Origin of the sequence: Burkholderia sola, from assembly GCF_905400185.1 — a bacterium.
GTDB classification, from domain to species: Bacteria; Pseudomonadota; Gammaproteobacteria; order Burkholderiales; family Burkholderiaceae; genus Burkholderia; species Burkholderia sola.
In genome coordinates, this window is sequence record NZ_FR989676.1 from 2,139,158 (window position 1) to 2,162,983 (window position 23,826).

At 64.4% G+C, this 23,826-nt stretch carries 16 protein-coding genes; 11 read left to right on the forward strand and 5 right to left on the reverse strand.

What is annotated here, in order from left to right:
* Positions 1–12: 12 nt before the first annotated feature.
* From nirB to KR541_RS26060, 3 genes are read left to right on the forward strand one after another with little or no spacing between them, the layout of a single operon-like run.
* Positions 13–2,586: a nitrite reductase large subunit NirB gene (gene nirB / locus KR541_RS26050; RefSeq protein ID WP_050012745.1), complete on the forward strand. Its 2,574-nt coding sequence runs from the start codon at positions 13–15 to the stop codon at positions 2,584–2,586.
* A gap of 38 nt (positions 2,587–2,624) precedes the next feature.
* The gene (gene nirD, locus KR541_RS26055; protein ID WP_050012744.1) at positions 2,625–2,972 is read left to right on the forward strand and encodes a nitrite reductase small subunit NirD; all 348 of its coding nucleotides are present in this window, start codon (positions 2,625–2,627) and stop codon (positions 2,970–2,972) included.
* Positions 2,973–2,988: 16 nt separating this feature from the next.
* Positions 2,989–7,182, forward strand: coding sequence for a bifunctional nitrate reductase/sulfite reductase flavoprotein subunit alpha (locus tag KR541_RS26060; protein WP_089489415.1), 4,194 nt, complete (start codon positions 2,989–2,991; stop codon positions 7,180–7,182).
* Positions 7,183–7,321: 139 nt separating this feature from the next.
* Here KR541_RS26060 and KR541_RS26065 read toward each other — a convergent pair whose 3' ends face one another.
* The 5 genes from KR541_RS26065 to KR541_RS26085 form a co-directional block, all read right to left on the reverse strand.
* On the reverse strand, positions 7,322–8,425 hold the full coding sequence (locus tag KR541_RS26065; RefSeq protein WP_050012742.1) for a type VI secretion system protein TssA: 1,104 nt from the start codon (positions 8,423–8,425) through the stop codon (positions 7,322–7,324).
* Complete coding sequence (gene tssG / locus KR541_RS26070; RefSeq protein ID WP_050012741.1) at positions 8,422–9,495, reverse strand: type VI secretion system baseplate subunit TssG; 1,074 nt, start codon at positions 9,493–9,495, stop codon at positions 8,422–8,424. The genes KR541_RS26065 and tssG overlap by 4 nt, the downstream gene beginning before the upstream one ends.
* Positions 9,495–11,384, reverse strand: coding sequence for a type VI secretion system baseplate subunit TssF (gene tssF / locus KR541_RS26075; RefSeq protein WP_216089889.1), 1,890 nt, complete (start codon positions 11,382–11,384; stop codon positions 9,495–9,497). The genes tssG and tssF overlap by 1 nt, the downstream gene beginning before the upstream one ends.
* 32 nt (positions 11,385–11,416) lie before the next feature.
* Positions 11,417–11,974 (reverse strand): type VI secretion system baseplate subunit TssE, encoded by a 558-nt coding sequence (gene tssE / locus KR541_RS26080; RefSeq protein WP_050012739.1) that lies wholly within the window; start codon positions 11,972–11,974, stop codon positions 11,417–11,419.
* 133 nt (positions 11,975–12,107) lie between these two features.
* Positions 12,108–12,779 (reverse strand): TagK domain-containing protein, encoded by a 672-nt coding sequence (locus tag KR541_RS26085; RefSeq protein WP_050012738.1) that lies wholly within the window; start codon positions 12,777–12,779, stop codon positions 12,108–12,110.
* Between the two features lie 488 nt (positions 12,780–13,267).
* Here KR541_RS26085 and tssH point away from each other — a divergent pair, with 488 nt between their 5' ends.
* The 8 genes from tssH to KR541_RS26125 all read left to right on the forward strand — a co-directional run bounded on the left by tssH (position 13,268) and on the right by KR541_RS26125 (position 23,822).
* On the forward strand, positions 13,268–15,943 hold the full coding sequence (tssH, locus tag KR541_RS26090; protein WP_216089890.1) for a type VI secretion system ATPase TssH: 2,676 nt from the start codon (positions 13,268–13,270) through the stop codon (positions 15,941–15,943).
* A gap of 56 nt (positions 15,944–15,999) precedes the next feature.
* Positions 16,000–16,542 (forward strand): type VI secretion system contractile sheath small subunit, encoded by a 543-nt coding sequence (gene tssB / locus KR541_RS26095; RefSeq protein ID WP_050012736.1) that lies wholly within the window; start codon positions 16,000–16,002, stop codon positions 16,540–16,542.
* A gap of 27 nt (positions 16,543–16,569) precedes the next feature.
* Positions 16,570–18,063: a type VI secretion system contractile sheath large subunit gene (gene tssC / locus KR541_RS26100; protein WP_124639598.1), complete on the forward strand. Its 1,494-nt coding sequence runs from the start codon at positions 16,570–16,572 to the stop codon at positions 18,061–18,063.
* Positions 18,064–18,156: 93 nt separating this feature from the next.
* Positions 18,157–18,642: an Hcp family type VI secretion system effector gene (locus KR541_RS26105; RefSeq protein ID WP_050012734.1), complete on the forward strand. Its 486-nt coding sequence runs from the start codon at positions 18,157–18,159 to the stop codon at positions 18,640–18,642.
* A gap of 87 nt (positions 18,643–18,729) precedes the next feature.
* Positions 18,730–19,236: a type VI secretion system lipoprotein TssJ gene (gene tssJ, locus KR541_RS26110; protein WP_050012733.1), complete on the forward strand. Its 507-nt coding sequence runs from the start codon at positions 18,730–18,732 to the stop codon at positions 19,234–19,236.
* Positions 19,237–19,267: 31 nt separating this feature from the next.
* Positions 19,268–20,614: a type VI secretion system baseplate subunit TssK gene (tssK, locus tag KR541_RS26115; RefSeq protein WP_050012732.1), complete on the forward strand. Its 1,347-nt coding sequence runs from the start codon at positions 19,268–19,270 to the stop codon at positions 20,612–20,614.
* Between the two features lie 67 nt (positions 20,615–20,681).
* Positions 20,682–21,017: a hypothetical protein gene (locus tag KR541_RS26120; protein ID WP_124631106.1), complete on the forward strand. Its 336-nt coding sequence runs from the start codon at positions 20,682–20,684 to the stop codon at positions 21,015–21,017.
* 75 nt (positions 21,018–21,092) lie between these two features.
* Positions 21,093–23,822 carry a type VI secretion system Vgr family protein gene (locus KR541_RS26125; protein WP_124631107.1) on the forward strand — a complete coding sequence of 910 codons (2,730 nt, stop codon included), beginning with the start codon at positions 21,093–21,095 and terminating at the stop codon, positions 23,820–23,822.
* Positions 23,823–23,826 lie beyond the last annotated feature (4 nt).

The following is a 23,826-nucleotide window of genomic DNA, read 5'->3' on the forward strand; positions in this document are numbered from 1 at the left end:
GGAACCGTCATCATGAAACTCATCGTCATCGGCCACGGCATGGTCGGCCACAAGCTCCTCGAATGCGTCGCGGCGCAAGCCGGCGTGGCCGGCGCGCTGCAGGCCACCGTGCTCGGCGAGGAGCCGCGCCCGGCCTACGATCGCGTGCATCTGTCGGAATTCTTCGCCGGCAAGTCGGCGGACGAGCTGTCGCTCGTCGAACCTGGCTTCTTCGCGCGCCATCCGCAATTCGACCTGCGCCTGAACGCGCAAGTCGCATCGATCGACCGCGCCGCGCATATGGTCACGCTCGCGTCGGGCGAAACGCTCGCGTACGACAAGCTGGTACTCGCCACCGGCTCGCGTCCGTTCGTGCCGCCGGTGCCGGGCCGCGATCGCGCGGGCTGCTTCGTGTACCGGACGATCGAGGATCTCGAAGCGATGCAGGCGTGCGGCGCGCACGCGAAGCGCGGCGTCGTGATCGGCGGCGGGCTGCTCGGCCTCGAATGCGCGAAGGCGCTGCGCGACATGGGGCTTGAAACGCACGTCGTCGAATTCGCGCCGCGCCTGATGGCCGTGCAGGTCGACGACGGCGGCGGCCGGATGCTGCGCGCGAAGATCGAGGCGCTCGGCGTGACCGTGCATACCGGCAAGAACACGCTCGAAATCGTCGACGGCGACGAAGGCGCGCACCGGATGGCGTTCGCCGACGGCTCGCATCTCGATACCGACATGATCGTGTTCTCGGCCGGCATCCGTCCCCGGGACGAACTGGCCCGCGCGTGCGGGCTCGAGATCGGCCCGCGCGGCGGCATCGCGATCGACGACGCGTGCCGCACGAGCGACGCCGACATCTACGCGATCGGCGAATGCGCGGCCTGGAACGGCATGGTGTACGGCCTCGTCGCGCCCGGCTACGACATGGCGCGCGTGGTCGCGAAGCAGCTCGCGGGCGACGCGGACGAAGCGGCGGACGCCGCGTTCGCCGGCGCCGACATGAGCACCAAGCTGAAGCTGATGGGCGTCGACGTCGCGAGCATCGGCGACGCGCACGGCACGACGGCCGGCAGCCGCACCTACCAGTACGCGGACGAGCGCCGCCAGGTCTACAAGAAGCTCGTGGTGTCCGACTGCGGCAAGTTCCTGCACGGCGCGGTGATGGTCGGCGATGCGGCCGAGTACGGCACGCTGCTGCAGATGATGCTGAACCGCATCGAGTTGCCCGAGTCGCCGGAATTCCTGATCCTGCCGTCGTCGGACGGCGCGGCGAAGCCGGCGATCGGCGTCGATGCGCTGCCGGAAGGCGCGCAGATCTGCTCATGCAACAACGTGTCGAAGTCGCAGATCTGCGCGGCCGTCGCAGACGGCGCGACGAGCCTCGGCGCGCTGAAGACGTGCACGGGCGCCGGCACGTCGTGCGGCGGCTGCGTGCCGCTCGTCACGCAGATCATGAAGGCCGAGATGAAGAAGCAGGGCCTCGCGGTCAACAACCATCTGTGCGAGCACTTCCCGTATTCGCGCCAGGAGCTGTTCCACCTGATCCGCGTCGAGCGCATCACGACGTTCGACGCATTGCTGCACAAGCACGGCCGCGGGCTCGGCTGCGACGTGTGCAAGCCGGCCGTCGCGGGCATCCTCGCGTCGTGCTTCAACGAGTTCGTGCTGAAGAAGGAGCACGCGGGCCTGCAGGATTCGAACGACTACTACCTCGCGAACATTCAGCGCGACGGCACGTATTCGGTCGTGCCGCGCATGCCGGGCGGCGAAGTCACGCCGGAAGGGCTGATCGCGGTCGGCCAGGTCGCGAAAAAATATGGCCTCTACACGAAGATCACCGGCGGCCAGCGCGTCGACCTGTTCGGCGCGCGCGTCGAGCAACTGCCGTCGATCTGGGAGGAGCTGATCGCGGCCGGCTTCGAATCGGGGCACGCGTACGGCAAGGCGCTGCGCACGGTGAAGTCGTGCGTCGGGTCGACGTGGTGCCGCTACGGCGTCGACGATTCGGTCGGCCTCGCGATCGACCTCGAGAATCGCTACAAGGGGCTGCGCGCGCCGCACAAGATCAAGTTCGGCGTGTCCGGCTGCACGCGCGAGTGCGCGGAAGCGCAGGGCAAGGACGTCGGCATCATCGCGACCGAGAAGGGCTGGAACCTGTACGTGTGCGGCAACGGCGGGATGAAGCCGCGCCACGCGGAACTGCTTGCGTCCGATCTCGATCGCGACACGCTGATCCGCTATATCGACCGCTTCCTGATGTTCTACGTGCGCACGGCCGACCGGCTGCAACGCACCAGCGTGTGGCGCGACAACCTCGAAGGCGGCCTTGATTATCTGGCCGACGTCGTCGTGCACGACAAGCTCGGGATCGCGGCCGAGCTCGAAGCCGACATGCAGCACGTGGTCGACACCTACGAGTGCGAATGGAAGCGCGCCGTCACCGATCCCGACACGCGCAAGCGCTTCCGCCACTTCGTGAACAGCGACGCGCCGGATACGACCATCGAGTTCGTCGAGACGCGCGGCCAGATCCGGCCCGCGACGCCCGGCGAGCGCGGGGGCGGGAAACCCGTGTCGATTCCCGTCGTCGCCGAACCCGCAACCGTTTGACTCTGACCGACACCAGCGTCTTTTCCAAGGAGCCCATCATGAACGATCGTCTTCCGCTGTCCTGGACCCGCGTGTGCCCGCTCGACGACATCGTGCCGAACACCGGCGTATGCGCGCTCGTCAACGGCGAGCAGGTCGCCGTGTTTCACGTCGCGCATGCCGAGGAAGGCGGCGTGTTCGCGATCGACAACGTCGATCCCGTGTCGCAGGCCGCCGTGATGTCGCGCGGGCTGATCGGCAGCCTCGGCGAGCGCGTCGTCGTTGCATCGCCGTTGTACAAGCAGCACTTCGACCTGCGCACCGGCGAATGCCTGGAAGCGCCCGAGAAATCGGTGAGCGCGTATCCGTCGCGGGTCGAGGACGGCTTCGTATGGATTGCGGCCTGAGCGCCCCGGAGCACGCATGACCGCCACCCCCGTCAAGAGCGTGTGCCCGTACTGCGGCGTCGGCTGCGGGATGGTGCTGCACGTCGAGGATGGCGAAGTCGTCAAGGTGTCCGGCGACGCCGACCATCCGACCAACTTCGGGCGGCTGTGCACGAAGGGTTCGTCCGCGCACGTCGCGCTGCGCCGCTCGGGGCGGCTCGACCGTGCGTTCGTGCGCCGCGCCCGCGAGGACGACCTCGTGCCGCTGCCGGCGCGCGACGCGATCGCCGAGACCGCGCGGCGGCTGCGGGCGGTGCTCGATACGCACGGGCCCGATGCGCTGTCGTTCTACGTGTCGGGGCAGATGTCGATCGAGGCGCAATACCTCGTCAACAAGCTCGCGAAGGGCTTCGTCGGCACCAACAACATCGAGTCGAATTCGCGGCTGTGCATGGCGAGCGCGAGCACCGGCTACAAGCAGTCGCTCGGCGCGGACGGCCCGCCCGGGTCGTACGAGGATTTCGATCGCGCGAACCTGTTCTTCGTGATCGGCGCGAACATGGCCGACTGTCATCCGATCCTGTTCCTGCGGATGATGGATCGCGTGAAGGCCGGCGCGAAGCTGATCGTCGTCGATCCGCGCCGCACCGGCACCGCCGACAAGGCCGACCTGTTCCTGCAGATCCGGCCAGGCACCGATCTCGCGCTGACCAACGGGCTCTTGCATCTGCTGCATGCGAACGGGCGCACCGACGCCGAGTTCATCGATACGTACACCGAAGGCTGGGACGCGATGCCCGCGTTCCTCGCCGACTACACGCCCGAGCGCGTCGCCGAGATCACGGGGCTCGCGGAAGCCGACATCCGCACGGCCGCGCAATGGATCGGCGACGCGCAGGAATGGATGAGCTGCTGGACGATGGGGCTCAACCAGAGCACGCACGGCGTGTGGAACACCAACGCGATCTGCAACCTGCATCTCGCGACCGGCGCGATCTGCCGCCCGGGCAGCGGGCCGTTCTCGCTGACCGGCCAGCCGAACGCGATGGGGGGACGCGAGATGGGCTACATGGGGCCGGGGCTGCCGGGCCAGCGCTCGGTGGCATCCGATGACGACCGCCGCTTCGTCGAGAACCTGTGGCACGTGCCGGCCGGCACGCTGCGCAAGGACACCGGCAACGGCACGATCGACCTGTTCGAGCGGATGGCGGCCGGCGACATCAAGGCATGCTGGATCGTCTGCACGAACCCGGTCGCGACCGTGCCGAACCGGCGCAACGTGATCGCCGGGCTGCAAGCCGCGGAACTCGTGATCGCGCAGGACGCGTTCCTCGACACCGAGACCAACCGCTACGCGGACATCCTGCTGCCCGGCGCGCTGTGGGCGGAGGGCGACGGCGTGATGATCAATTCCGAGCGCAACATGACGCTGATGCGCGCGGCGGTCGCGCCGCCCGGCGACGCGTTGCCCGACTGGCGCATCATCGCGGAAGTCGCGCGCGCGATGGGCTTCGGCGATGCGTTCGACTATGCGTCGGCGGCCGACGTGTTCGACGAGATCGTCCGTTTCTCGAATCCGGCGACCGGCTACGACCTGCGCGGCGCGAGCCACGCGGCGCTGCGCGATGGGCCCGTACAGTGGCCGGTCGCGCCGGGCGCCGCGCGCGAGCGGCACCCGATCCGCTACCTGAACGACGGCGTGAACCAGGCGCTGCGCCCGGCAGCCGGCGGCAACGACGCGCCGCGCCTCGCGTTCCCCACGCCGTCGGGCAAGGCGCGCTTTTTTGCGCGGCCGCACGTCGATCCGGCCGAGTTGCCCGACGACATGTTCCCGATCGTGCTGAACACCGGGCGGCTGCAGCATCAGTGGCACACGATGACGAAGACGGGCAAGGTCGCGATGCTGAACAAGCTCAACCCGCGCCCGTTCGTCGAACTGCACCCGGACGATGCGAGCGCGCTCGGCATCGCCGCGAAGGACAGCGTCGAGATCCGTTCGGCGCGCGGCCGCGCGGTGCTGCCGGCCGTCGTGACCGACCGCGTGCGGCGCGGCAACTGCTTCGCGCCGATGCACTGGAACGACGTGTACGGCGACGATCTGTGCATTAACGCGGTGACGAACGACGCGATCGACGCGGAATCGCAGCAACCCGAACTGAAATACTGCGCGGTCGCGCTGACGCGCGTCGACACGGACGCGTTCGCGTCGACCGCCGACGACACGGCGCGCACCGACGCACGCGAGGACGATGCACCGCCCGCGCCCGTGCCCGCGATAGCGCCGATCACGGCCTCACAGGAATCCGACATGGCAGACATCGACACTTTCGCGGCCGCGCTCGGCGTCGCCGATTTCGCGCCGCCGCCGCTGACCGACACCGAGCGGCTGTACGTGGCCGGCCTCGTCAGCGGGTTGAAGGCGAGCGCCGGCCGTCGCGAAGGCAGCGTGCCCGTGCTGCCGGCCGGCGCGCCGTTGACGCCGCCCGTGCGGTTCTGGCTCGACGGCATGCTCGCGGGGCTGTTCAGCCGCTCGCTGCCCGCGCACGCCGCGGAGCGTGCCGCGCCCGCGCTGCCGCCCGACGCTGCCGCGGCCGGCGGCGTGCGCATCGTGCGCCCGCGCCCGAAGGTCACGTTGTTGTGGGCGTCGCAGACCGGCAACATCGAATCGTTGACCGACGATTACGCGACCAAGCTGATGAACGCGGGCTTCGAGATCCGCACCGCGTGCATGTCCGACTATCCGGTCGCGTCGCTGGCCGGCGCGCAATACGTGCTGCTGATGACGAGCACGTTCGGCGACGGCGATGCGCCCGACAACGGCAGCGAGTTCTGGGACGCGTTGCAGGGCGGCAGCGCCGCGCGCCTCGACGGCGTGCATTTCGCGGTGCTCGCGTTCGGCGACCGCAACTACGACCAGTTCTGCGGCCACGGCCGCCGGCTCGACGCGCGGCTCGCGGAACTCGGCGCGGCGCGCCTGTGTGCGCGCGTCGATTGCGACGTCGAATTCCAGCACGATGCCGATCAATGGCTCGAGCGCGTCGTCGCGCGGATCAAGGAGGCCGATGCCGCGCTGCACGCGGTGCCGGCCGGTGGATTGAGCCCGTCGGGGCTGCTGCCGACGAAAGCGCATCCGGCGCCGTCGAAACTCGTCGCGAACCTGCGGCTGAACCGGCCGGGCGCCGCGAAGGACACGCGCTACGTGTCGCTGTCGACCCAGGGCGCGAACCTCGAATACGAAACCGGCGATGCGCTCGGCGTGTGGCCGACCAACTGCCCGGAGCTGGTCGACGAACTGCTGTCCGTCACCGCGCTGAAGGCCGATGCACCCGTGTCGGTGCCGGGCGTCGGCGATATCCGGCTCGGCGACGCGCTCGCGCGCCACTTCGACATCACGCGCCCGCATCCGGACACGCTGGCCTTCATCGCGTCGCGCAGCGCGAACGGCGCGCTGAAGTCGCTGCTCGGCGACGATCGCAAGGCCGACCTCAAGCAATGGTTGTGGGGGCAACAGCTTGCGGACGTGCTGCACGAATACCCGGTCGAGCTGTCGGGCGCGGAGCTGGTCGGCATGCTCAAGCGCATGCAGCCGCGCCTGTATTCGATCGCGTCGAGCCCGAGCGCGCACGCGGGCGAGATTCACCTGACCGTGTCTGCCGTGCGCTATCACAACGGCCGGCGCGCGCGCAAAGGCGTCGCGTCGACGTTCCTCGCCGATCGCGCGGACGACAGCCGCGTGCCCGTGTTCGTGCAGAAGTCCGCGCATTTCCGGCCGCCGGTGAACGGCGACGTGCCGATCGTGATGGTTGGTCCCGGCACCGGCGTCGCGCCGTTCCGCGGCTTCCTGCACGAGCGGCAGGCGCGCGGCGCGCGCGGGCGCAACTGGCTGTTCTTCGGCGAGCAGCACGCGCAGACCGACTTCTACTACGGCGACGAGCTGAGCGCGATGCGCGACAGCGGGTTCCTCACGCGGCTCGATCTCGCGTTCTCGCGCGACCAGGCCGACAAGGTCTACGTGCAGGACCGGATGCGCGAGCAGGGCGCCGAGCTGTTCGCATGGCTGGAGGAAGGCGCGCACTTCTACGTGTGCGGCGACGCCGCGCGGATGGCGAAGGACGTCGATACGGCGCTGAAGGCGATCGTCGCCACGCACGGCGGCATGTCGGACGAAGCCGCGAACGACTACGTCGCGCGGCTTTCGAAGGCACGGCGCTATATGCGGGACGTGTATTGACCGGGCGAGCGACGGGCGTCTTGGGGCGCTTGCCGCTCCGCCGTCAGCTTGGAAACGCTAACCACATGAATGGCGGGGCGATTAATCCGTCGCGCGCTCGATGAGCCTATACGATGTTTCGCTGACGAGGAGGCCATGGTCATGAACCGCTGGTTTCTTCCCACTGCGCCAGAAGCTCGGCCGGAATTGCCGTGACGACCTCAGCGTAAGGCTTGCCGACGAACCGCTCCGCACGCTTGAGCAATACGGGAATCGGGCTGCTGGGTTCGTGGGTCTCGAACCATGTTCGCGCCGTACGAATCAGAGTGAGCGCGGCCTGGCGGTCTGCGGGTGAGGATGTCGGTCGGGCCGTGATGTGGTCGTTGGCAGCAACCGTTTTGTCATTCGCCGGTTCTAGTTGCACCGACGCATCGCTCTCTGAGGATGCGTCGTGGACTAGAGCAGGATCGGGGGCTTCTTCCATCTGTTCGGGGGTGTTCGCCGACACCGTGACACTCAGCTTGCCGAGCAGCCGAGTGAGTGACGCCAGATCGGGCAGATATCCTTCGAGATGACGGGCGCACCACGCATCGACTGCAGCGAGATGCGCAATCGCATCATCGAAACCCGTCATCACCTCTGGCTGCACCGCGTGCACATCCAGCAACTGCTGCGTAACGGACTCGGGCGCGAGCGCATCGGCGGGGCGAGGGTGCGCAAAAGCACGCTCGACATCGCGCACCTGCAGTCGCGCCAGCGTCGACTTCGAAAGCACGATCTCGCGCACGTCTGCGAGCAGTCCTTCCGGATCGGCGAGGGCCTGTATCGCATTCATCCGCACTTCACTTGCGGCGCCGTGCCCACCGTCGATATCGGGCTGGGGATGGACGTGTTCGGCAAATGCATCGAGCCACGCGGCCAGCAGTTTCGTGCCATCCGCGAGACCTGCGGCACCGGCGAGCCGCGTGCGACACCGCGTATATAGCACGGCGACCCGAATGTCTTTCGTCCGCACCATGAGCCGTCGGCAGTCGCGCTCGAGCTCGCTCCAGTTGATGGGATCGGGTGCGCCGACGAACGCGCCGTACTGCACATCCTGCCTGGGTGCCGCACGCGCGAACAGCACGACGAAATCGTGGTCGTATTCGAGGTCGGGGCCGCAGGGCATGGAATCGCTCACGGGCGCGAGCCAGTCGTGATGCGGCGTGTCCTTCGCGGTACCTTGACCGGATACGGACCGTCGGGTTGATTGCTTTTTGCTCATGGTCGATTGTCGGATTCAGCCGTGCGCCGTTCGAAATGCCGTACGTAACGCTCGGGCTCGAACCGCATGCCGGTAATCGGCCGGTCGGGGTTCGGGCGGCCAAGCCACCCGGACCATCCGATGCGTTGGCGGCCGCCCATCACGGCCGGCGGCGCGCTTTCGGGCTTGATGCGCAGTTCAAGTTCCCATTCCAGTTCGTAGCCGACGAATGCCCGCACCCATTCGACGAGGCGCGGCAGATCCTCGCCCTGCGGTGTGAAGCGCAAATACGCGTCGAGATCGATGGGGCCGATCACGATGCGGAACCGGTGCTGACGGTCCGGTGCCACTCGACCGAGCATCGCGGCTTGCCCCATCGTCGCGGCGGGACCAGGCCGGCCCATGCGTCCCTGATCGGCCGCATCGATTGCGATCCAGTGGAACACGTGCTCGTCGATCGCGACCGGCACGCCGAAGTAGTGCTCGAGTGTGGCGCGCAGGCCGTCCGCGTCGCGCGACTCGCGGACGAGATGCGCGGACGCCGCCAATCGCGCGTGCGAGGGCAGGGGGCGCCGCGCGATTTCCGCGGTGTCGTGGCCCGTGAGGCTCGCAATGTAGAACGAAAACCGCTCGTCGTCTTTCCGGTCGAGGCCGGCTGTCGACTGTGCCGATGCCCACGCACGATAGAACAGCGTCAGGAACCGGTGATGGAAGATGTCGAAGAAGTCGACCGTCGTCGTGTCGCGACGGCTCTCTTCGCGTTCACGCGCCCATTCGGTCACATGGATCGGCAGGGGCCCGTTCGGACCGAGCATGCCGAGACCGAAGAGCCGTACCTTGAGCCGTCCCGCCGCTTCCTGGACGCTGGCGATTTCGCGCGGCGCGAAAGCGAGACTCGGTTGTTGTCCGAGCCGGAACGGCTCCGACCGTGGTCGGCGGGCAGTGCCGACGGGGTCGACCGCGGGATTCGCGCCGATGCGCCGCAGCAGTGACAGGAACCCGAAGCGCCACGGCTCCATTTGAAGACTCTCCAGCAGGTCGGGCGAGAGCGTGCTGTCGCGCACGAGCGCCGGCAAGGTAGCGCGTTCCATCACAGCACTCCGCGGGTCCCGGTGCGCACGGGCCAGCGTGCGATACGGCCGCGCTGCATCGAATGCAATTCGGTCTGCGTGAAGCTGTTGATCGATACATGCCGCGCCAGCCAGTGCTCGAGAATCGTACCGAACAGATAGGGGCTCACACCGGAGAAACCGGTCTCGTCGACCGTGACCGCACACTCGATGCCACGCCCGAACGTCATTGGGCCGGTGCCCGGCAGCTTGCGCGTGACCGCGCGAGTATTGACGCCGACGAGGCTTTCGATCTGCAGCAGCTGTTCATCGTTGTCGTTCGACACGGTCAGGCGCAGCAGGTCACGTATTCCCTGCCCCCCGTCACGATGATCGAGACCTTCGAGCGGCAGGTAGTTGAAGTTGAGCTGGCGGATCAGGCGCCACGCCATTTCTCGTTCCGCATACGGCGCTTTCGGCGGACTCGGCGGGCGAATGAGGCCAATACTTTCGACTGGCGTGGACGCGTCGGTTGTGAGGTCGCGCACGCCATTGCGCGGCACGAGCGTGGCGAGATCGCGGTTCGTCAGCAGCGCGGCGACCGACAGAAAACGAATGTTCTCGCCATAAGGCGCCTCGTTCTGATCGACCAGCGAGAGAAACACTTCGGTGCCGACATAGGGCGTCCGTGTGCCGTAACGGCGCGCTGAATCCGACACGATCCGTCGTTCGCGCCGTGTCGAGAAATACCGGCCGTGATTGCCTTCGTCGTTGTTCAGCGTCTGATAGAGCGGACGGAATTCCAGTTCGTTCGAGGTTGCAGCGACCTGTCCATGCACGGTCTCGACCGAGAACACTTCGTAATCGAGCGGTGCGAGCCGGGCGGGCACCAGATGAGACTCGGTCTCGCGGGGAGAAATCTCGATGCGGTCGGTATGCCGTTTGAAGAGATTGATGACTGGCGTGCAGAACAGCGCGAAGCGCGACGCGTCGACGAGGTTCGTGAGCAGGCCCGGCGCTCGGTCGAGCAGCACGACGATTTCGACCTCGCGACCGTTCACGCGAGACAGCCCTTGCGCCAGACCGTTGAGTGCGAAGAACCAGAATCGTGCGGGGCACGCGAAGTATTCGTGCAGCAGGTTATGGCCGTGAAACTTCGTCCAGGTCAGTGGCAGCAAGTTCTGATCGGTGCGCAAGCCCTCGTGTTCGATCGCGCCGTGCGTCACGGCGGCGGGAGCGCCCCCCGGTGCGCCGAACTTGCCCGGCGCGGCAATCACGGACGCGACGCCGGCGACGTGCAGCAGCTCGAACAGGTGAGAGGCGACCTGTTCGTCGCCGGCCAGATACACGGGCAGCCGATCGAGCCCCTTCAGATCGGCGATGAGCATGTCGCTTGTCGTCGCCAGCCGCAGCCGTAATGCGCCGCGCACCTGTCGGTCGGGTGGAACATAGCGGTCGAGCGCCGGGATGTCGGGCGGAATGCCCGTCAGGCGCGCATCGGTGATCGTGAGCGGCCAGAGCGTGACGTCCTGGCCACTCGTAAACTGGCAGGCGGTTTTTTCGCCATCGGGAATCCGCGCCTTGAACGACGTGCCGCGCGCGATACGGTAGCCTGCGGCCAGATTGCCTTCGGCTTGGCCGGGATACAGGCGCGCGACCGCGATCGACGGCGTGGGCGCGACGTAATTCGGGTAGATCACTTCCAGTAGCCGCCCGGTGAAGCGCGGAAACTCCGCATCGAGCTTGAGCTGCATGCGCGCGGCCATGAAGCAGAACGACTCGATCAGGCGCTCGACGTAGGGGTCTGCCACTTCGCCGGCCTGCATGCCGAGCCGGCGCGCGATTTTCGGATGCGCCTGTGCGAACTCGGTGGCGAGTTCGCGCATGTAGACAAGTTCCTGGTTGTAATAGTCGAGTAGCCGCGGGTCCATAGGAAAGGTCTCGTTGTGTCGTTGTGCCGTGCCTACCCGGCGCGCATGCCGGTGATCTGGATCTCGCTCGTCTCGAGATCGAGCGAGCTCTGCACCATGAATTCGAGCGGATACGGGTCCATGTGAACCAGGCCGCGCACGTCGAACGCGAGCACATTGTGATGACCGCTGGCGTCGTCACCTTGACGGGGCGACACCACCAGCGAATCGGCGATCAGCCGCGGCTCGAAATCGGTGATGGCCCGCCGGATCATCTGCTCGATGTCGTTCCATTGGCGCGACGCGAGAAAAGTGCCGGCGAGCGGCGGCACGCCGAAATTGACGGTGGACGCGGCCGCCTGCGGATAGTGCGCGCGCTCGATCTGGTCTTCGATGCTCGTCGTGTTCAGCAGATAGGCGAGATCGCGCTGGACGATATCGCGCATCTGCTTGCGCGTGACGGCGTATTCTTCGGGCGCTTCGACGAGTCGAAGCGGTGCGTCGTCCCGCAGCCGGTCCAGCAGGGTCGGCATCAGGTGCGCGTTTGCCTGCCTCGGTGGGCGGGGAACGGCCGAGTTGCCCCGCACTGGACGCTGTTTGCGCTCGGTCATCGACCGATTCTCCGGTAGTGGTGGCCGCCACACACGAGCCAAATTACGCGCGGGCCAGCTCGAAGAGACCGAAATCCCCGCGATTCGTTGTTCGGGGCGTGACTGGACGGCTCTGCGGCTGCAAATGGCATCTTCATGCTTCGCTCTCGCGTACAGGCGCGGACAGCGGGCTGTCGACCGACAGCGCGTGATGCTCACGCCGGGTGAGCGCGGGCGGCAGAGGCGGTGCGCGGTGCGCTTGCGCCGCATGGAATTCGGCCGGCGCAAAGAGGCGTAACACTTCCGGAACGGATTCGACTTCCAGATCGGGCATCAAACTCTGCTCCAGCTGTCCGAACGCGTCCTCGAGATTGTGTTTGCCAGATAGCAGCACTTCAATGGAACCAGCGCTGGCTGGATTTGCCGGTGTCAGCTGTACGTCGTGCAAATCGGGCATCACTGACGCGACAGGCGTCGCAGGGGAGTCGAGCTGTTCGCGCCATGAGTCGGACAGGGCGGTGTGCGGGTCCGTTAGCGCGCGCCAGTACTGCGCGTGAAGCGTTTCGACGAGGTCGTCGGTGCGTTCAGGGGCCGGCGTCGCAAGCGATCCGCCGCCGAGCTTCTCGCGGACGCCGTTTCCGCTGATACCGTGGCTGCCAATCAGATCAAGGATCGACTGACCGCGGCCAGCGAGACCCGACGATTCGAACGGGAGTGCGGCTGCGCCGTCCTCCTGCTTGTCGGGACCGCGCGGCGCGTTACGCAACTCGGGCTCGGCAAGCGAGGTGTCGAGTCGACGGTGCCACGGCAAGCGGAATGAGCGCATGGAAGAGTCAGTGATGGCGGATTGCGCATTTTACTCATGGATGTACGTAATTGGACGATTTTAAATGGGCCGATCGATTTGAAAATATTATCGAGATGAAATCTCCAAATAATAAATTCATGTGATGCATGGATTGCGCACGGCGAATATTGGGATGGTTGGGGTTGGCGGGTGATTGTAAAAAATTTCGTTCACGTTTAATTTCGTATTTTATCAATTTAATCAATTGGTTAGTAGGTTTGTCATGTGGGTGGTTGCCTCTCTCGTTCGGTACGTGGGACGAACGCGGAATATCTTTGATTGGCTGGGTGCTTGCCCGTTTGAGTGGATTGACGGCGGAGAAAGTTAATTGAAATAATGTTCGGCCTGAGAGGCTTGCACATTATTTGTGTGCGAAGTGCGTCAGTAGACCAATGCCGCATGAACAGGATTCCTGATCGCTCCGGCCAGAGCCGGGAAAATATCGAATCAACAACAAGAAGGTTCGCATGACGATTTCACGCCAGGCGCTGTTCGGCAAGCTCGGGGTTCAGCTCTACCGCAGCATCGAATCGGCGACACGGTTCTGCAAGCTGCGCGGCAATCCGTACGTGGAGCTCGTCCACTGGTTGCATCAGCTCCTGCAGCAACCCGATAGCGACCTGCATCGCATCGTGCGGCACGCTGGCATCGATCGCGACGCACTGGATCGGGATTTCGCAACCGCGTTGGCCGCGCTGCCGGCCGGTGCCAGTTCGATCGGCGATTTCTCGTGGCACATCGAGACGGCGATCGAACGCGCGTGGGTGCTCGCGACGCTGAGTCACGGCGATCGGCGAGTGCGCGGCGCGTGGCTCGTCGCTGCGCTTGTTTCGACCCCCGAGTTGCGGCGCGTTCTGCTGTCAATCTCTGTCGCGTTCAGCAAGATTCCTGTCGACGGGCTGGGCGACAAATTGCCCGCATGGATCGACGGCTCGCCGGAAGCCGCCGATGCGCCATACGATCACAGCGACTTTTCGGCGGCAACGCCGGGCGAAGCGTCCGGTGCAATTCCGGTCGTATCGAAGGGCGGTTCGCTCGACCAGTACTGCGCAGACCTGACAGCGCGCGCTCGCGCGGGCGAGATCGATCCGGTCATCGGCCGTGAACTCGAGATTCGCACGATGATCGACGTCCTGTTGCGCCGTCGGCAGAACAACCCGCTGATCACGGGGGAGGCCGGCGTCGGCAAGACGGCCGTCGTGGAAGGGCTTGCCCGGGCAATTGCATCGGGCGATGTGCCGCCGAAGCTGGCCGACGTGCGACTGCTGTCGCTCGACGTTGGCGCATTGCTCGCTGGCGCCAGCATGAAAGGGGAGTTCGAAGCGCGCCTCAAAGGGCTGCTCGAAGCCGCTGCAAAATCCCCGGCGCCGGTGATCCTCTTCATCGACGAGATTCATACGCTGATCGGCGCGGGCGGTCAGGCGGGTACGGGCGATGCCGCCAATCTGCTGAAGCCCGCGCTTGCGCGTGGCACGATCCGTACGATCGGCGCGACGACCTGGGCGGAGTACAAACGCCACATCGAGAAAGATCCGGCGCTTACCCGACGCTTCCAGGTGCTGCAGGTCGCGGAGCCGTCCGAGGCTGCCGCGGTCGATATGGTACGCGGGCTCGTGCAAACGTTTTCGCGGCATCATGGTGTCGTGGTGCTCGACGAAGCGATCCGCGCGGCGGTGACGCTCTCGCACCGTTACATTCCGTCGCGTCAGCTGCCGGACAAGGCCATCAGCCTGCTTGACACCGCCTGCGCGCGTGTGTCGCTGTCGCAGCATGCTGCGCCGCGTGAACTGGACGATGTGCGCCAGCGCTTCGCGGCCGCACGTGCCGAGGAAGCGTTGCTGGTGCAGGAAGCCCGTATCGGCCTGGATACCGACAGGGCGCTGACGGCCGTGCGCGCGCGCATCGATACGTTGGCGAGCGAAGAGTCGGCAATCGAACATCGCTGGCGCGCTCAGGCGGCTGCCGCACAGGCGCTGCTCGCCGCACGCGAAGCCATTGAACCCCACGACGGCGAAACCCCGCAGGACGATGCGGCAGCGCTTCCGAAGCTGCGCGAACTCGAACGCGCGCTCGCGGCGCTGCAAGACGATGCGCCGCTCGTCTTTCCCGAAGTCGACGAGGCGATCGTCGCGGCAATCGTGTCCGACTGGACCGGCATCCCTGTCGGCCGGATGTTGACCGACGAGGTCGCCGCGGTGCGCACGTTGCCCGACACGCTCGAGGCACGCGTGATCGGCCAGGTCGATGCGCTGCGTCAAATTGGCGAACGTGTGCAGACTGCACGCGCAGGTCTCACGGATCCGAAGAAACCACTCGGGGTGTTTCTGCTCGCCGGCCCCTCTGGCGTCGGCAAGACGGAAACCGCGCTGGCGCTCGCCGAAGCGCTGTACGGTGGTGAACAGAATCTGATCACGATCAACATGAGCGAGTATCAGGAGGCACACACCGTCTCGGGCCTGAAGGGCGCGCCCCCGGGTTATGTCGGCTACGGCGAGGGCGGAGTGCTGACCGAGGCGGTGCGCCGCCGTCCGTATTCGGTGGTACTGCTCGACGAGATCGAGAAGGCCCACCACGACGTGCACGAGATGTTCTTCCAGGTATTCGACAAGGGCTACATGGAAGACGGCGACGGCCGCTATATCGATTTCCGCAATACGACGATCCTGCTCACGAGCAACGTCGGTTCCGAACTGAGCACGAGTCTTTGCGCCGATCCGTCGCTTGCGCCGGATCAGGACGGCCTGCGGGCAGCACTGACGCCTGAACTCCTGAACACATTCCCGGCGGCATTCCTCGGGCGCGTGACAGTCGTGCCCTACCGGCCACTTGCCGACGGTGCGCTCGCCAGCATCGTCCGCCTGCATCTGGGCCGGGTCGTCAAGCGTATGGCCGACGGCCATGAAATCGCGCTGACGTACGACGACGCGGTCGTCGATTACATCGTCGGCCGCTGTCTCGTGCAGGAAACCGGCGCACGCGTGTTGATCGGATTCATCGAGCAGTACGTGCTGCCCCGCTTGTCGTCGCTGTGGCTCGAGGCCTTCGAGGCGAAGCAGACTCTGTCGCGTATTTCGATCGGCGTGGTCGATCCGTCCGGCGCACCGGGGCAGGCCCTCGCGTTCGACGCTACCGCCCTTCATTAAGACGAGCCGGTTCGCTGAGCTCGCCGTCCCACCACCACTGTTCAGGAGTTTCATTCATGGCCGCTTCCAGCAGTTCGCAGAAATTCATTGCGCGCAACCGTGCGCCGCGTGTGCAAATCGAGTACGACGTCGAGGTCTACGGCTCGGAGAAGAAGGTCGAGCTGCCGTTCGTGATGGGCGTGCTCGCCGATCTGTCGGGCAAGCATCCGGCCGAGCCGCTGCCAGCGGTATCGGACCGGCGCTTTCTCGAAATCGACATCGACAATTTCGACGAGCGCATGAAGGCGATCCGGCCGCGTGTCGCGTTCGCCGTGCCGAATACGCTGACGGGCGACGGGCAGATGATGGTCGACATGACCTTCGAGAGCATGGAGGATTTTTCGCCTGCCGCGATCGCGCGCAAGGTCGAGCCGCTGCGCCAACTGCTTCAAGCGCGCACGCAGCTCGCCAATCTGCAGACCTACATGGACGGCAAGTCGGGTGCCGAGGCGCTCGTCACGCAGCTGCTTCAGGACCCGGCGCTGCTCAAGTCGCTGGCCGCGGCGCCGAAGCCCGAGCGCCATGCGGACGAAACCGCCGCACAAGACGGCGCGAACTGACCGACGAACCGATAAAGGATGACCATCATGGCGAAACAGGAAGCACGGGGCGCAGTGGCGCAGACGAATACCGAATCCGATTTCACTCAGCTGCTGGAGCGCGAATTCCGACCCAAGACCGACGACGCGCGTGAAGCCGTCGAACTGGCCGTTCAGACGCTCGCCGAGCAGGCGCTGGCTCAGACGGCAACGATCAGCGACGATGCGTACAAGAGCATCGCGGCGATCATCGCGCAGATCGATCACAAGCTCTCCGAGCAGATCAACCTGATTCTGCACCACGACGATTACCAGGCGCTCGAATCCGCGTGGCGTGGCCTGAATCACCTCGTGTCGAACACCGAAACCGACGAGCATCTGAAAATTCGCTTCATGGATGTCTCGAAAGCCGAGCTGCATCGCACGATGCGTCGCTACAAGGGCTTGGCCTGGGATCAGAGCCCGCTTTTCAAACAGATCTACGAAGAGGAATATGGTCAGCTCGGCGGCGAACCGTACGGGTGTCTCGTCGCAGACTACTACTTCGACCATACGCCACCGGACGTCGACCTGCTCGGCTCGATTGCGAAGGTCTCGGCTGCCGCACACACGCCGTTCATCACCGGTGCCGCACCGTCAGTTTTGCAGATGGAGTCGTGGCAGGAGCTCGCGAACCCGCGTGACCTGACGAAGATTTTCACGCAGAACCTCGAATACACCGCGTGGAACTCGATGCGCAACACCGAAGATGCGCGCTATGTGGGGCTTGCAATGCCGCGATTCCTCGCGCGCTTGCCGTATGGCGCGAAGACCAACCCGGTCGACGAATTCGATTTCGAGGAAGACACGAACGGTTCGGACCATGGGCGCTATGGCTGGGCGAACGCGGCGTACGCGATGGGCGTCAACGTCAACCGCTCGTTCAAGCAGTACGGCTGGTGCTCGCTGATTCGCGGTGTCGAATCGGGCGGCACGGTCGAGAACCTGCCGACCCACACGTTCCCGACCGACGATGGCGGCGTCGACATGAAGTGCCCGACCGAAATCGCGATCTCGGACCGACGCGAGGCCGAGCTGTCGAAGAACGGCTTCATTCCGCTCGTGCACCGCAAGAACACCGATCACGCGACGTTCATCGGCGCCCAATCGCTGCAGAAGCCGGCCGAGTATCACGATGCGGACGCGACGGCCAACGCGAACCTGTCCGCGCGCCTGCCGTACCTGTTCGCGTGCTCGCGGTTCGCGCACTACCTGAAGTGCATCGTGCGCGACAAGATCGGCGCGTTCAAGGAGCGCGAGGACATGCAGCGTTGGCTGAACGAATGGATCATGCATTACGTCGACGCCGATCCGACCAACTCGTCGCAGGAGACGAAGGCGCGCCGGCCGCTTGCGGCCGCTGAAGTGGTGGTCGAGGAGGTCGAGGGCAACCCTGGCTACTACAACTCCAAATTCTTCCTGCGTCCGCACTTCCAGCTCGAAGGGCTGACCGTCTCGCTGCGGCTCGTGACGAAGCTGCCGTCGATCAAGGAAGCGGCTTAACCATCCGGTAGGTCCAGCAGGGGCGGACATCGAACGCCTTTGGTGGACGATGATCGCCCGGTTTCAAATCATTTAATAAAAGGAGTACTACGCATGGCGCAAGACATTTTCCTGAAGATCGACGGCATCAACGGTGAATCGCTCGACGACAAGCACAAGGACGAAATCGAAGTTCTGACCTGGGAGTGGGACATCCAGCAGGAATCGACGATGCACGCCGGTAGCGGCGGCGGTGCCGGCAAGGCCACCGTCAAGGACCTGACGTTCGAGCACAACATCGACCGCGCCAGCCCGAACCTGATGAAGTACGCGCTCACGGGCAAGCACATCGACCAGGCAACGCTGGTGATGCGCAAGGCCGGCGGCAACCCGCTCGAATACCTGAAGCTCACGATGAGCGACGTGATCGTCACGCGCGTGAAGCCGTCGGGCAGCAAGAACGACGCGGAAAAGAGCCGTGAATCGGTGTCGCTGTCGTTCGCGAAGGTCAAGCAGGAGTACGTCGTGCAGAACGCGCAGGGCGGCAGCGGTGGCGCCGTGACCGCGAGCTTCGACATCAAGGGCAACAAGGAAGCGTAATCGCATCGATGCCTCGCAACCGGTGCAGGCGAATCGTCTCCGTCGGTTGTGGGGCGTCCCACATTGGGAATAAGGGTTCATAGCTGCATGCGCTCGATACCGACCGTCGCCACACTTGTCTGCGCGCTCGCGCTTTCCGCTTGCGCAAGCAGTGGCGAGCCGAAGCCGAAGGAGCCGATTCGGCTCGATATGCGCGTGAACGCGCTGCCCGATGTCAATCCGGACGACCGGGGAAGGGCTGCGCCGATCGTCGTGCGCGTTTACGAACTGAAGAACGACGGTGCCTTCGAGGCATCCGACTTTTTCACGCTGCAGACCCAGCACAAAACGGTGCTGGCCGACGACGTGGTGAAACGCGACGAGTTGCAGTTGCGCCCTGGCGAGCACCGGACGTTCGTGCGCCGGCCCGATTCGGCCACGAAGGCCATCGGCGTGATCGCGGCTTATCGCGACTTGCCGAATGCGGTGTGGCGAGCAGTTTATGTGATGCCGACCGCACCGGACAAGGCGTGGTACCGCCTGTTCACGCCGAAGCTGAAACTGACCATCGATCTCGAGGCCAAGGCCGTCAAGATCACGGAAGCGAAAAAATGAAACACGTCGCGCAACAAAACGGACGGCACGCATGAGCTGGTACGCCAAGGTCGCCTGGCAGGAAGGGCTGTTCTTCCGCCCGCAGCTGTTCCAGCAGCAGGACCGCTATTTCGAGAAATACGCGCATCAGCGTGCGGCGCCGCTGTCGCCGTTCTTTTTCGGCTTCACGCACTACGCGCTCGACCATGAAGCGCTGGCGCTCGGCAAGGTGGTCGTCAAGTCGGCGGCCGGGGTGTTCGCCGACGGCACGCCGTTCGATGCGCCGGGCAACACGCCGTTGCCGCCGCCGTTGACGATTCGGCAGGAGCATCTGGATCAGGTCATCTATCTGGCCGTGCCTGTCCGGTTGCCGAATTGCGAGGAGACCACCTTCGACAACACACCCGATTCGCTCGCACGTTATCAGGTGTTCGACACGGAGCTGCGTGACACGAACTCGATCGGCCTTGCGCCCGAATCGGTGCAACTGTCGAACTTGCGAGTGCGCCTGCTGCCTGAAAAGGAGTTGGGCGATGCATGGATCGGTCTCGCACTCACGTGCGTGAAGACGATTCGCGCGGATGGCAGCATCGCGCTCGACGACACGCTTGTGCCGCCCGTATCCGGTTACGGCGCGAGCGATCTGCTCACGAGTTGGGTGACAAAGATTCATGATCTCGCGCGCTTGCGCGCGAATGCGCTGGCGCAGCGCCTGGCCGGAACCGATGACACCACCGCGAGCGCGGCGACTGTTACCGATTACCTGCTGTTGCAGATTCTCAACCGCTACGAGCCGCTGCTTCAGCATCTGCTGCGGGTGCCGGCGACATCGCCATCGGACGTATACGCGCTGCTGATCGGCATGGCTGGCGAGTTGTCGACGCATCTGCGCACCGATACGCGCCGTCCGCTCGAAACGCATCCGATGTATCAGCATACGACGCCGCATGTGTGCCTGAAGCCGGTTGTCGACGACACGCATCGGCTGCTCAACGCCGTGCTGGTGCGCAGCGCGCAGAGCATCGCGCTCGAGGATCGCGGTCACGGCATGCGCAACGCGGTGGTCGATCCGGTCGACATGCAAGGGTTCACCGCGCTGGTGCTGGCCGTGCATGCGGCAATGCCTGCGGATGCGCTGAAGCAGCAGTTTCTCGCGCAGGCGAAGGCGGGGCCGTCGGACAAGCTGCCGAGCCTCGTGCGCAGTCACTTGCCGGGTATTGGCCTCGAAGCGTTGCCGGTGCCCCCGCGGCAGATTCCATTCAACGCGGGCTACATCTATTACGAATTGACTCAGGGCGGGCCGCTTTGGGAGGAAGTCGTGCGGCATGGCGGCGTTGCGTTGCATGTCGCGGGGGAGTTTCCGTCGCTCAAGCTCGAATTGTGGGGCGTACGGGCATAAGCGCGTCCGTTGCGAGAGAGCTAGATAGCTAATTGGCCCAAGCTCTTAACTAACTCGAATCTGGAAAATGAAAAATATCACCAAGCGGTCTCCGAACCCAACTCAGAAAGAACTCATACGGCGCGGTATCGGACTGGCTTGGTTGATTGTGGTCGTAGGCTATTGCTTTGTCTTATTTGTAGGTGTGGGATCGCAGTCGTTTTGGGGGGGCTATGGCCTTATCGTGCCACCGTTGCTAGCGGTCGGTTGTGCGATTGTCTTGTTTGTACGCGGCGAACCGGATATCGCCGGCGGAATCTTTCTTGGTCTTGTATATGTTTTTTGTGTATTGATTGTTTCGGTGGGTATTTTGTTTTTCTATTTCATTAATAATCCGCCTCAGCTCGTCAACGGCTGGAAATGAATCGGCGGATAGGCGTCGATACCCGAACGCACTATAGGTAAACCGCAGCTCAAGTGATTCAATGGAGATGTCGGAATGGCTTTGTTTGATGCACCACGGACACTATCAGTCTCAGGCGCGGCCCTGCCGCTGTATGCGGGACAGTCGATCCTCACTCCGGTGAAACTCACCGGTGGCGAGACCGTTGGCGAACTGTTCGAGTACACGCTTGAGCTGAAAACTCCGGATGCGCTCGGGTTTTCGCAGAGCATCGCGGCGAACGTCAAGCTCGACACGCTGATCGGTACGGAAGTGACCGTATCGATTCAGCTCGAGGGCAAGGGCCGCTTCATCCCCGGCTTGGCCGGCAATGCTGGCATGGCCAATCTCGGCGCGGGCGCACGCGAGATTACCGGTATCGTGAGCCATGCGACGCTCGTGCGCGAGGATGGTCGTTCGATCGTGTATGCACTCACGCTGCGGCCATGGCTCTGGCAAGCAACCAAGAATTGCGACTGTCGTATCTTCCAGGACATGTCCGTGGTCGAGATCACTGATGCGGTGCTCTCGTCGTATCCGTTCCCGGTCGAAAAACGGCTCACCACGCCGCGGCCGAACAACGCATGGCCCAAGCGTGACATTCAACGCCAGCACTTCGAAAGCGACTGGACGTTCCTGCAGCGCCTGTGGGAAGAGTGGGGCATCTACTACTTCTTCGAGCATGGCGAAGGCAAGCATCGCCTTGTGCTGTGCGACTCGATGGGCGCGCTCAAACCGCTTGGTGACGCGTATGCCGCGCTTCGCTACGAACCGCCGACCGGTCGACGGCTTGACGAGGAACACATTCAGGACTTCTCGGTCTCCCACGCGCTGACCGCAGGTGCGGTGACGAGCGTCGACTACGACTATACGTTGCCGCGTGCGGACCTGAAGGTGACGCGTGAGGATCCTCGCGATACGGGGCTTGCCCACCAGGAGCACTACACGTGGGGTGATTACGCACAGCCGCAGGCTGGTGCGGCTGGACTCTCGGGCGATCACAACGAGCCGCGCACGGAAGCGGAGTACCTGACGCTGGTGCAGATGGAGGCTCGGCGTTGTCAGGGGCTGAGGGCCTACGGCAAAGGCAACCTGCGCGGCATGGTGGCAGGCCAGACGTTCGTGCTGTCGCACTATCCGCAGGATGCGGCGAATCGCGAGTATGCGGTGATCGCCTGCAAGCTGACGATCGAGGAGATTGGCGAAGCGTCCGGATCCGGCCAGCGATACCGTTGCGAGGCGGATTTTACGGTGCAGCCGACAATTGAACCGTTCAGGCTGCTGCGTACGATTGCAAAGCCACGTGTGAACGGCGTCGAATATGCCGTCGTGACGTGTCCGGAGAATCAGGAAATCTGGACTGATGCGTACGGTCGGGTGAAGCTCCAGTTTCTGTGGGACCGGCTTGGCAACAACGACGAGCGTTCAAGTTGCTGGGTGCGCGTGGCCGGTGCGTGGCATGGCGATCAGTTCGGCGGAATCTTTCTGCCGCGCCGGGGGCATGAGGTCGAAGTCGCTTTCGTCAACGGCGATCCGGACTTACCGATCATCGTGGGGCGTGCGGCCAATGCATTCAACATGCCGCCGTTCGCATTGCCGAAAAACCAGACGCTTGCCGGCTATCGCAGCCGGGAGGTCGGCGGCCGTCGGGCGAATACGCTCGCCTTCGACGACACGAACGGAAAAATCCAGGCCCACCTGTCGAGCGACGAAGGCACTTCGCAGTTGAATCTCGGGTATATCACGCGCATTGCCGGCAATGCTGGGCGGCAGGATGAGCGTGGTCGAGGGGCTGAATTGCGAACGGACGGCAAAGCTGCGGTTCGGGGGGCCGAAGGGCTATTGCTCACGACCTTCAGTCGACCAGCCGCCAATGGCGACGCATTCAGCGTCGACGAGATCGATGCGCAGCTTTCCGAGTCCCAGGAGCTTGCAGAAGGGCTTGCACACACTGCTCAGTCCGTTCATGCGCACGATGGTGAACAAACCACCATTGTGACGTCTTTGAAAGCACAGGCGAATGCTATTCGGGGCGGCGGCAAGCTGAATCAGTTCCGGGACCCTCAGCTTGTACTCGCCAGTCCCGCCGGCATCGTTGCGAGTACGCCGGAACAGATTCATCTGAGCAGTGGCCGTGCTGCCGCGGTGACTGTCGGTACCGACATGTCGGTCAGCACGGGCGGTGGCTTGTTCGCGAGCATGCGCAAGGCGTTACGGTTGTTTGTCTATCAAGCCGGTATGCGCTTGGTGGCCGCGGCAGGTGACATCGATCTAAAGGCGCTGAAAGACAGTATTAACCTGCTCGCGAAACTCAATGTCACGGTCGTTGCCGACCGGATTCGCATCAGTGCTCAGCAGGAAGTGGAAATAAGCGGAGGCGGTAGCTACACGCGCTGGCGTGCCGGTGAGATCACAAGCGGTACAAACGGGAGTTTCGAAGTGCATTCGGCTGGGCGCATATTCACCGGTCCGGACAACAAGAGCAGCCCGCTCGTGCTCGACGCCCCGGAATTGCCGGAAAACCTGCACTTCACGCTTGGCGCGCTACCTGGGGCCGCGAACCGGTACGTGGACGAGCCGTACGAATTGTTCAAGGGAACCGCAAAGATCGGAGAGGGCGTGACCGACGAGTTCGGGCGCGTGATCGTCATGAATCATCAGCCGGGAACAAGCGCGTATCGCGTCAAACTCAGCAACGGCGGTGAGTTCAATCTTAAGGTGCGCGATGCGCTTAATCACGATCCCGAGCATGTCGATCTGCGCTCGAATCGTGGCGAACGCGTGTGACGTG